The sequence below is a fragment of the Micromonospora foliorum genome, from assembly GCF_022229015.1.
Taxonomy (GTDB): domain Bacteria; phylum Actinomycetota; class Actinomycetes; order Mycobacteriales; family Micromonosporaceae; genus Micromonospora; species Micromonospora foliorum.
The window spans coordinates 1-7,913 of sequence record NZ_JAKKFF010000368.1 but is presented as its reverse complement, the minus strand read 5'-3'; the positions used below and the strand labels follow the sequence as shown (position 1 = coordinate 7,913).

Here is a 7,913-nt window from a genome sequence, read left to right as displayed (position 1 = left end):
GGGCGCGGCGACGGTCGGCGCGGGCCTGGCCGCCGACGGCGACGGGCCGGCCTGGCTGCACCTCGACCTGGACGTGGTGGACCCGCGCGACCTGCCCGCCGTGACCTACCCGGAGCCGGACGGGCCACGCTGGGCGGACCTGATCGCGCTGGTCACGCCGCTGGCCCGCGCCGACCGGCTGCTCGGGATGAGCGTGACCGACCTGAACACCGACGAGGACCCCGACGGGCGGCACACCCGCCGGGTCGTCGAGGTCCTCACCGAGATGCTGGGCGACTGACCGGTGCCGGTGTGCCGTGCGTTGCCTACGCGTCGGCTGTGGGATCGGGCAGCCGGACGGTGAACACCGTCCGACCTGGACGACTGTCCACCCCGACCGTGCCGTGGTGGGCCTCCACCACCGCCGCGACGATGGCCAGGCCGAGGCCGGTGCTGCCGTGCGCCCGGGACCGGGAGCTGTCGCCCCGGGCGAACCGCTCGAACACCTCCGGTCGCAGCTCCACCGGCACCCCGGGCCCGTCGTCAGCGACGGTGAGCACGGCGCCGGCGGCGTCGACGGCCAGCGTGGTGGTGACCGTGCTGCCGGGCGGGGTGTGCACCCGGGCGTTGGTGAGCAGGTTCGCCACCACCTGGTGCAGCCGGGCGGCGTCGCCGGGCACCCGGATCGCCACCTCGGGCAGTTCGAGCTGCCAGCGGTGCTCGGGACCGGCGACGTGCGCGTCACTGACCGCGTCCACCACCAGGGCGGTCAGGTCCACCGGTTCGACCGCGAGCGGCCGGCCGGTGTCGAGGCGGGCAAGCAGCAGCAGGTCGTCGACGAGGCTGGTCATCCGGGTGCTCTCCGACTCCACCCGGCGCAGCGCGTGCGCCACGTCGGCGGGAACCTCGTCACGGCCACGCCGGGCCACCTCGGCGTAGCCGCGGATCGCCGCGAGAGGCGTCCGCAACTCGTGGCTGGCGTCAGCGACGAACTGGCGTACCCGCGTCTCGCTGGCCTGCCGGGCGGAGAGCGCGTCGGCGACGTGGCCCAGCATCCGGTTCAGCGCCGCGCCGACCTGACCGACCTCGGTGCGCGGGTCGGTGTCGGCGGCCGGCACCCGGACGGCGAGCGCGACCTCCCCACGGTCCAGGGGCAGCTCGGTGACGCGGGTGGCGGTGGCGGCCACCCGGTTGAGCGGTCGCAGCGTCGCCCGCACGATCAGCGCTCCGGCGGCACCGGCGATGACCAGCCCGACGGCGGCCACCGCGGCCTGCGCGGCGACCAGCGCCCAGACGGTCTCCTGGACGCCGGAGAGGGGAACCGCGACGACGCGTACCCGGCCGTCCCAGTACTGCCGGGCCACGGCCCGGTAGTCACCACGGTCGCCGAGGTCGACGGTGCGCGGTCTGGCGCCGACCGGCAGGTCCGCCAGCGCGGCGACCTCCCCCACCGGGACGGCCTGCGGGTCGGGGAACGCGTTGGAGGCGCTGTTGGTCAGGGTCCGGGCGCTGGTCACCCGGCCGTCGGCGATCTCGGCGACCACCGCGCCGGACGGCAACCCGGGTGGGATGCCGCCCAGTCCGTTGCCGGGGAAGGCCGGCCGACCCGGTCGGTCGCCCCGCATGCCCGTCGCCGGGGCCAGCTGGGCGTCCAACCGGTCGACCAGGAAGTGCCGCAGCGCCACCGTGGTCAGGCCCCCGATGGCGACGCTGACCAACGCCAGCAGCGCGAGCAGGGCAAACACCAGTCGGGTACGCAGGGAGCGCCCGGCCAGCCACCCCCGGACGGCCCGCAGCGGGCGGCGCCTACTCGGCGGGTTTGAGGACATAGCCCGCGCCGCGCAACGTGTGGATCATCGGTGCCCGGCCGGCGTCGATCTTCTTGCGCAGGTACGAGATGTACAGCTCCACCACGTTGGCCTGGCCGCCGAAGTCGTAGTTCCACACCCGGTCGAGGATCTGCGCCTTGCTGAGCACCCGGCGCGGGTTGCGCATCAGGTAGCGCAGCAGCTCGAACTCGGTGGCGGTGAGGGTGACGAGCTGGCCGGCCCGCCGGACCTCGTGGCTGTCCTCGTCGAGGCTGAGGTCACCGACGGTCAGCACCGCCTCCTCCCGGGCGGCGATCGCGACCCCGGAGCGGCGCAGCAGCGCGCGCAGCCGGGCGATCACCTCCTCCAGGCTGAACGGCTTGGTGACGTAGTCGTCGCCGCCGACGGTCAACCCGGCGATGCGTTCCTCGACCGCGTCGCGGGCGGTCAGGAAGAGCACCGGCACGGTGGGGGCGTGCTCGCGCAGCCGACGCAGCACCTGGAAGCCGTCCAGGTCGGGCAGCATCACGTCGAGCACCACGGCGTCCGGCTCGAACTGTCGGGCGGTGCTCAACGCCGCCATGCCGTTGCCGGCGGTGCGGACCTGCCAACCCTCGTAACGCAGGGCCATCGACAGCAGGTCGGTGAGCGTGGGTTCGTCGTCGACCACCAGCACCCGGACGGGTTCACCGTCGGGGCGACGCAGCTCGATCCGGCTCGGCGCGGCCTGCCCGTTCATGACCATGGGCCCCATCGTGGCCGCGACACCTGTGCCACGCCCCTGCGGAAGCTGTGCGCCAGCTGTGCGACCGGGCCGCCGCGCGCCACCGGTCAGACCCGCCTCGTGGTCACTCGGACACCCCGTAGGCGTCGGTGCGCACGAAACGCATGCTCCAGCCGCCCGCCTCGTCGGGCCGGTCGCGCTCGTAGAGGTGGTCGGGGCCGGGCTGCACCGGGCCCGTGCCGTCCGGGTGCCGCATGATCCAACGCTGGGGTGGGGCGCCGTCCGACCCGGCCGGCAGCAGCCGGACCAGGCCGTCCGCGGGCCCGCCGACGAAGCGTACGGTGACCTCGCTCATCGCGGCGTCCCCTCGGGTGACCGTGCCGGCACACTCGGTGACACCGGCTCTGGCTCGCAAGCTACCGCACCCGCCGCTACGGCGCAGTGAGGTGCGCGGGGTCGCCCGCCCTCGAATCCGGCTCCGGTTTGCCCAGTTCGGCGCTCGGGTACCGCCATCTGAGCACCCGCCGTCGGCGGGGCGAGGACGAGGAGTGGTCGATGCGCATGCTGGACGGGCGGTACCGGCTCGAACAGCGCATCGGTGTGGGTGGGATGTCCGAGGTCTGGCGGGCGTACGACCAGGTGCTGGACCGGCCAATCGCGGTGAAGCTCATCTCGCCCGGCCGCGACGACCAGGACGGCCCGGTGGACCGGATCCGCGCGGAGGCCCGGTCGGCGGCCCGGCTGGAGCACCCCAACGTGGCGAGCGTGCACGACTTCGGCACCTCCTCGACGTGGCCCGGCCGACCGGTGCCCTACATCGTCATGGAGCTGGCCGAGGGTGAGACGCTCGCCGTGCACCTGCGCGCCGGGCCGCTGGACTGGCAGATCGCGGTGCGGGTCTGCGCGGAGGTCGCCGCCGCGCTGGCCGCCGCGCACGCCGAGGGCATCGTGCACCGGGACGTCAAGCCCGCCAACGTCATGCTCACCCCGGCCGGGGTGAAGGTGCTCGACTTCGGCATCGCCATCGCCGCCGGAGCACCCGACCCGATGCCGACCGGCGTGGTGCTGGGCACCCCGGCGTACCTGGCGCCCGAGCAGCTGGACGAGGCGCCGGCCACCCCGGCCGCCGACATGTACGCCCTCGGCGTGCTGCTCTACTACAGCCTCACCGCCCGCCTGCCGTACCGCGCGTCGACCGCCAGCGAACTGCTCCTCGTCCGCCGCCGTCAGCCACCGGAGCCGCTGCCCGACATCACCGGGCTCCCGCCGGAGGTCGCCGAGCTGTGCCACTCCTGCCTCGCCGACGACCCCGAGCAGCGTCCGACCAGCCTGGTCGCCGCGCTGCTGCTGGCCGAGGCCGTGGACGCCCGGGTGTACGTGCCGATGACGATCCCGACGACCCGCCGGTCGGCCCCGACGTCGCCGTGGACCGAACGGGCCGCCGCGGAGGCCACCGAGGCGGTGGCCGTGGCCCACGAGCCGAATCTGCGCACCGCGCGCTGACCACACGGCCCACGGGGTTTCGTCGGCGGCGGCGGGGTTCGTGGGGCGGCACAGCGTTTCGCCGGGCGGCGGCCGGGTAGCCGGCCTGGTGAGCGACGGGAGAAACGCGATGCCGGATCAGAGTTCCTGGCTGCGTGAGGCCACAGCGACCGCCGAGGGCGGTCACGTACGCACCGACGATGGCGGGCTCTCCACCGCGCTGGCCTCACCGCTGGCGCCGCACTGCACCGGGCTGACCCCGGAACAGTTGCTGGCCGCGGCCTTCGCCTCCTGCCTGCACCACGCGGCGGTGGAGGTGGCCGGGGAGATCACCGACGAGGCGCACACCGTGCAGGTCCGGGCGGAGGCGAAGCTGGGGCGGGACAACGACGGCCGCTACCGGGCCGACGTGCACGCGGAGATCTCCTCAGCCGGCCTGAGCCGAGATCAACTGGCCGATCTGGTCGAGTACGCCGACCGGCTGTGGCCGTTCTCCAGCAGCGACGCCAGCCGGCACCGACTGACCGTCACCCCGGCCGAGAACGGCCGACACTGAATCCGGGCGACCGCCCACACGCCCCACCGCCCCGCCCTCCACCGCGCCGATCTTGCACTTTCGGTCGTCGATATCAGGGGGATTGCCCCCTATGTCGCGACAGCAAGTGCAAGATCGCGGAGCAGGGAGGGGATCGTGGGGCGGCGCCGGCGCCGCGCGCGATCTGCGGGACGGCGGGGGCCGGTTGGTGGAGGTGTGCATCGGTTGTTCGGATGACCGCCTGGCCTGGGTCCGGGCTCGCCCGGCAGACCGACCGCGCGACCGCATTCACCCGGCAAGTCGGGAATAACCGTCTGGAGTGATCCGCGAGGTTGATCAGCTTCGCCCGTGCTTTGCCCACTAAAGTCACCATGATCAGGGCAAATTGTGGCGCATGCCACTGTACGGACTGGTGGCATCGGGCATTTGGCTCTTTAGCCTCGGCAGGTGCATCCCGACGACCCCTCCGCCCAGAAGCTGACCGACGCGCACCCGAGCATCCTCTCGGACGACGCCGCATCAACCGAACGGACGATCGGCCGTCACCGCGCCGCCGACCGGTCACTGCGGGCCCTGCTGGGCTCGACCCCGGTGCGGGTGGCGCTGGCCACCGGTGTCACCTGCTGCCTCAGCCTCGTCGCGGTCGCCACCGCGCGCGGCAACGACGACACCTCCCGTACGGTCGAGCCGCTCGCCGAGGCGGTGGCCGACCGCGCCGCCATCGCCGACGAGCGCGCCTCCCGGTCGCTGGACCGCGACGCCGCCCCCGCCCGGATCCTGCCGCCCAGCCCGACGGCGAAGCCCACACCCACTCCCACCGCCGTCCGCAAGGCGCCCAGGAAGCCGGTCAAGCCCCGCCGCCCCCGGCCGGTCGCCGGCCTCGACCAGGCGCAGATGGACAACGCGAAGATCATCGTGGACGTCGGCCTGGAGATGAAGATGCCGCGCCGCGCCCTGGTGGTGGCACTGGCGACCGCCATGCAGGAGAGCAACCTCTACAACCTGGCCAGCGACGTCCTCCCGGAGTCGGCGGAGTACCCGAACCAGGGCAGCGGCTCCGACCACGACTCGGTGGGGCTGTTCCAGCAACGGCCCAGCAGCGGCTGGGGCACGGTGGCCCAGCTGATGCGCCCGTCGTACGCCGCGCGGGCCTTCTACAGCGCGCTCAACGAGATCCCCGGCTGGCAGGACATGAGCGTCACCGCCGCGGCCCAGGCCGTGCAGATCTCCGCCTACCCCGACGCGTACGCCCAGCACGAGGACCGGGCGACCACCGTCGCGGCGGCGCTCACCGCCTGAGCTGGGCCTCCGCGCCCACGCGTCTCAGCGGTGGCCGGGCGGCGGCTCCGCGCCCGTGTCCAGGCCGCCGACACCGACCCGACTGCCCGGTACGCCGGCAGCCGCCGTGGGGGTGTCGGCGGGCACCTGGTCGACCGTCATCTGGCTGAGGATCTCCTCCACCCGCGCCTCGCGCCGTCGACGGGCGTCCAGCGCCGCCTCGAAGTCACGTCGGGCCTGCACGGCCTCCGCGTACGTTCGCTCCCGCACCCGCCGGGCCTCCTCGCGGGCCTCGTCGAGTTCGACGCGGGCCTGGGCCAGGAGCTCGGCGGCCTCGCGCCGCACCGCGTCACCGGCGTGCCGGGTGGCGGTGCCGTCACCCAGGTCCAGTCGTTGCAGGAGCCCGCTGAGCCAGGCCGCCTCCTGGCGGATCTCGTCCCACTCGCGGGTCGCCCCGGCCGCGCCCTCGGCCCGCGCCGCCAGCCGGGACAACCGGATCCCCAACTCGTCCAGGCAGTAGTCCACCTGCCGCTGGTCGTAACCGGTCTCAACGACGGAGAACCTCATACTGTCGCCCCCCAGGCAGCTGCTGTTACTTCCCCACCTGGATCCTCGGCCGGGACCGCTCGCGCCGAGGGGGTTCGGGGAAAATGTTCAGCATGCGCGCAGGTGGCGCGGGCGTCAGCCGCGCTTGGGCAGTACGACGACCCGGCCGAAGAACTCGTCGATGCGGCGGACCACGTCGTTGAAGTCGTCCAGGTCGATCGGCTTGGTGACGTACGCGTTGGCCTGCAACGTGTAGCTGCCGACGATGTCGGTGTCGGCGTTGGAGGTGGTCAGCACGACGATGGGGATGGTTCGCAGATCCTCGTCCTGCTTGACCGCCCCGAGCACCTGCCGACCGTCCATCCGCGGCATGTTCAGATCCAGCAGGATCACGTCCGGGCGGCGGGCCTGCTCGTGCCGGCCCTCGGCGCGGAGAAACTCCATCGCCTCCTCGCCGTCACTCACCACGTCGATGATCTTGTCGACGTCGGAGTCCGCCAGCGCCTCCTCAATCATCAGCACGTCGCCCGGGTCGTCGTCGACCACCAGGATGCGTACCGGCTGCGGGCTGTCTGCGCCCATCACTACCTGCCTCGGAGTCGGCGGGGACGGGACCCTGACGGTCACCGCGTTGGCGGGGAAATGCGGGGAAATGCTGGCGGGAAAATCTAGCCCATCAGGAGGCGGCGCGGGACGCGGGGTCGACCGACTCCGGTTCGTAGCGCAACACGTCGGCGAGGCCGGTCACCCGCAGCACCCGCTCGACCCGCCCGTTGGCCCCGGTGAGCCGGAGCCAACCCCCGTCGGCCGCCGCCTGGTTGTCGCCCCGGACGAACACGGCCATCCCGGTGGAGTCGCAGAACGTGAGGTCGGTCAGGTCGAGCAGCACCCGGGTCTCGCCCGCCGAAGTGAGCCGGTCGATCGCGGCGGTCAGCTCGGGGGCGGTGCTCAGGTCCAGCTCACCCGCGAGCCGCAGGCAGGCGCCACCACCGTCGCGCTCGACGTAGCTGACGCTGAACGTCACCGTTCTCCCCCTCGCTCCACCCTCGGGTGGGACGTTTGCAGTCCGGCAAGTATACGCAGAGCTGACTGGTGCGCCGCCGAGCGCGGTGATCGATCCGGGTGCCACCGGCGGGTCGGTCAGCGGGCCGGGCCGGGCAGCGCCGCGCATCCCAGCGCCAGTGCCCGCGCCGCCCGGGGGAAGTCCCGCAACGCGGCGGCGTAGTGCTCCAGCGGCAGGGCGATGGCCCCAACGGGCACCCCACGACTGGTCAGGATCCCCGCCAGCCACTGCACGAACTCCGTGAACAACGAGGCGTCGTCGACGTAGACCGCCGCGGCCAGGAAGTCCACGATGTGGCCCAGGTCGCTCACGGTCGCGTCGAGCTGCGCGGCGGTGTACGCCCGGGTCGCCGGCACCCGCTCCCGCAGCTCCGCCAACGCGCTGTCGATCAGCTCACCGCGACGGCGCACCAGGCTGGCGTACTCGTCGTCGGCAAGGTGCGCCAGCCGCGCCGGAGGCGCCGCGCGCAGCGCCCGCTCGTCGGCGATCAGCCCGGCC

General features: G+C 73.4%; 10 protein-coding genes and 1 pseudogene. 4 read left to right on the top strand and 7 right to left on the bottom strand.

What is annotated here, in order from left to right:
• Window positions 1-280 (top strand): arginase family protein (locus PSH25_RS24785; RefSeq protein ID WP_238661354.1); only part of this gene is annotated, 280 nt, incomplete at its 5' end.
• A gap of 25 nt (window positions 281-305) precedes the next feature.
• Here the strand turns inward: PSH25_RS24785 and PSH25_RS24780 are convergent.
• The 3 genes from PSH25_RS24780 to PSH25_RS24770 form a co-directional block, all read right to left on the bottom strand.
• Window positions 306-1,754, bottom strand: coding sequence for a sensor histidine kinase (locus PSH25_RS24780; RefSeq protein WP_372492843.1), 1,449 nt, complete (start codon window positions 1,752-1,754; stop codon window positions 306-308).
• Between the two features lie 31 nt (window positions 1,755-1,785).
• A complete protein-coding gene (locus tag PSH25_RS24775; protein WP_372492842.1) occupies window positions 1,786-2,526 on the bottom strand; it encodes a response regulator transcription factor in 741 nt (246 codons plus the stop codon).
• Window positions 2,527-2,635: 109 nt separating this feature from the next.
• On the bottom strand, window positions 2,636-2,866 hold the full coding sequence (locus PSH25_RS24770; protein WP_091408172.1) for a DUF8847 domain-containing protein: 231 nt from the start codon (window positions 2,864-2,866) through the stop codon (window positions 2,636-2,638).
• A gap of 200 nt (window positions 2,867-3,066) precedes the next feature.
• Here PSH25_RS24770 and PSH25_RS24765 point away from each other — a divergent pair, with 200 nt between their 5' ends.
• From PSH25_RS24765 to PSH25_RS24755, 3 genes are all read left to right on the top strand, one after another.
• Window positions 3,067-4,014 carry a serine/threonine-protein kinase gene (locus PSH25_RS24765; protein WP_238661351.1) on the top strand — a complete coding sequence of 316 codons (948 nt, stop codon included), beginning with the start codon at window positions 3,067-3,069 and terminating at the stop codon, window positions 4,012-4,014.
• Window positions 4,015-4,123: 109 nt separating this feature from the next.
• Window positions 4,124-4,549 (top strand): OsmC family protein, encoded by a 426-nt coding sequence (locus tag PSH25_RS24760; protein WP_124819422.1) that lies wholly within the window; start codon window positions 4,124-4,126, stop codon window positions 4,547-4,549.
• Window positions 4,550-4,975: 426 nt separating this feature from the next.
• Window positions 4,976-5,827, top strand: a complete 852-nt coding sequence (locus PSH25_RS24755; RefSeq protein WP_238661350.1) for a hypothetical protein — start codon at window positions 4,976-4,978, stop codon at window positions 5,825-5,827.
• Window positions 5,828-5,851: 24 nt separating this feature from the next.
• On the opposite strand, the gene PSH25_RS24750 is transcribed toward PSH25_RS24755, so the two are convergent.
• The 4 genes and pseudogenes from PSH25_RS24750 to PSH25_RS24735 all read right to left on the bottom strand — a co-directional run.
• Complete coding sequence (locus PSH25_RS24750) at window positions 5,852-6,373, bottom strand: ATPase (protein ID WP_238661349.1); 522 nt, start codon at window positions 6,371-6,373, stop codon at window positions 5,852-5,854.
• A 114-nt stretch (window positions 6,374-6,487) separates the two neighbouring features.
• Window positions 6,488-6,934 (bottom strand): response regulator, encoded by a 447-nt coding sequence (locus PSH25_RS24745; protein ID WP_210818485.1) that lies wholly within the window; start codon window positions 6,932-6,934, stop codon window positions 6,488-6,490.
• 94 nt (window positions 6,935-7,028) lie between these two features.
• Window positions 7,029-7,376 carry an STAS domain-containing protein gene (locus tag PSH25_RS24740; RefSeq protein ID WP_238661348.1) on the bottom strand — a complete coding sequence of 116 codons (348 nt, stop codon included), beginning with the start codon at window positions 7,374-7,376 and terminating at the stop codon, window positions 7,029-7,031.
• A 116-nt stretch (window positions 7,377-7,492) separates the two neighbouring features.
• Window positions 7,493-7,913 (bottom strand): annotated as a pseudogene (locus PSH25_RS24735) (cobalamin-binding protein); the annotation flags it as partial.

What these genes read in the sequence shown, in the direction of transcription:
- PSH25_RS24760 (WP_124819422.1), top strand. Translation starts at nt 4,124, where the DNA reads ATGCCGGATCAGAGTTCCTGGCTGCGTGAGGCCACAGCGACCGCCGAG.
- PSH25_RS24775 (WP_372492842.1), bottom strand. Translation starts at nt 2,526, where the DNA reads ATGAACGGGCAGGCCGCGCCGAGCCGGATCGAGCTGCGTCGCCCCGAC.
- PSH25_RS24750 (WP_238661349.1), bottom strand. Translation starts at nt 6,373, where the DNA reads ATGAGGTTCTCCGTCGTTGAGACCGGTTACGACCAGCGGCAGGTGGAC.
- PSH25_RS24765 (WP_238661351.1), top strand. Translation starts at nt 3,067, where the DNA reads ATGCGCATGCTGGACGGGCGGTACCGGCTCGAACAGCGCATCGGTGTG.
- PSH25_RS24745 (WP_210818485.1), bottom strand. Translation starts at nt 6,934, where the DNA reads ATGGGCGCAGACAGCCCGCAGCCGGTACGCATCCTGGTGGTCGACGAC.
- PSH25_RS24770 (WP_091408172.1), bottom strand. Translation starts at nt 2,866, where the DNA reads ATGAGCGAGGTCACCGTACGCTTCGTCGGCGGGCCCGCGGACGGCCTG.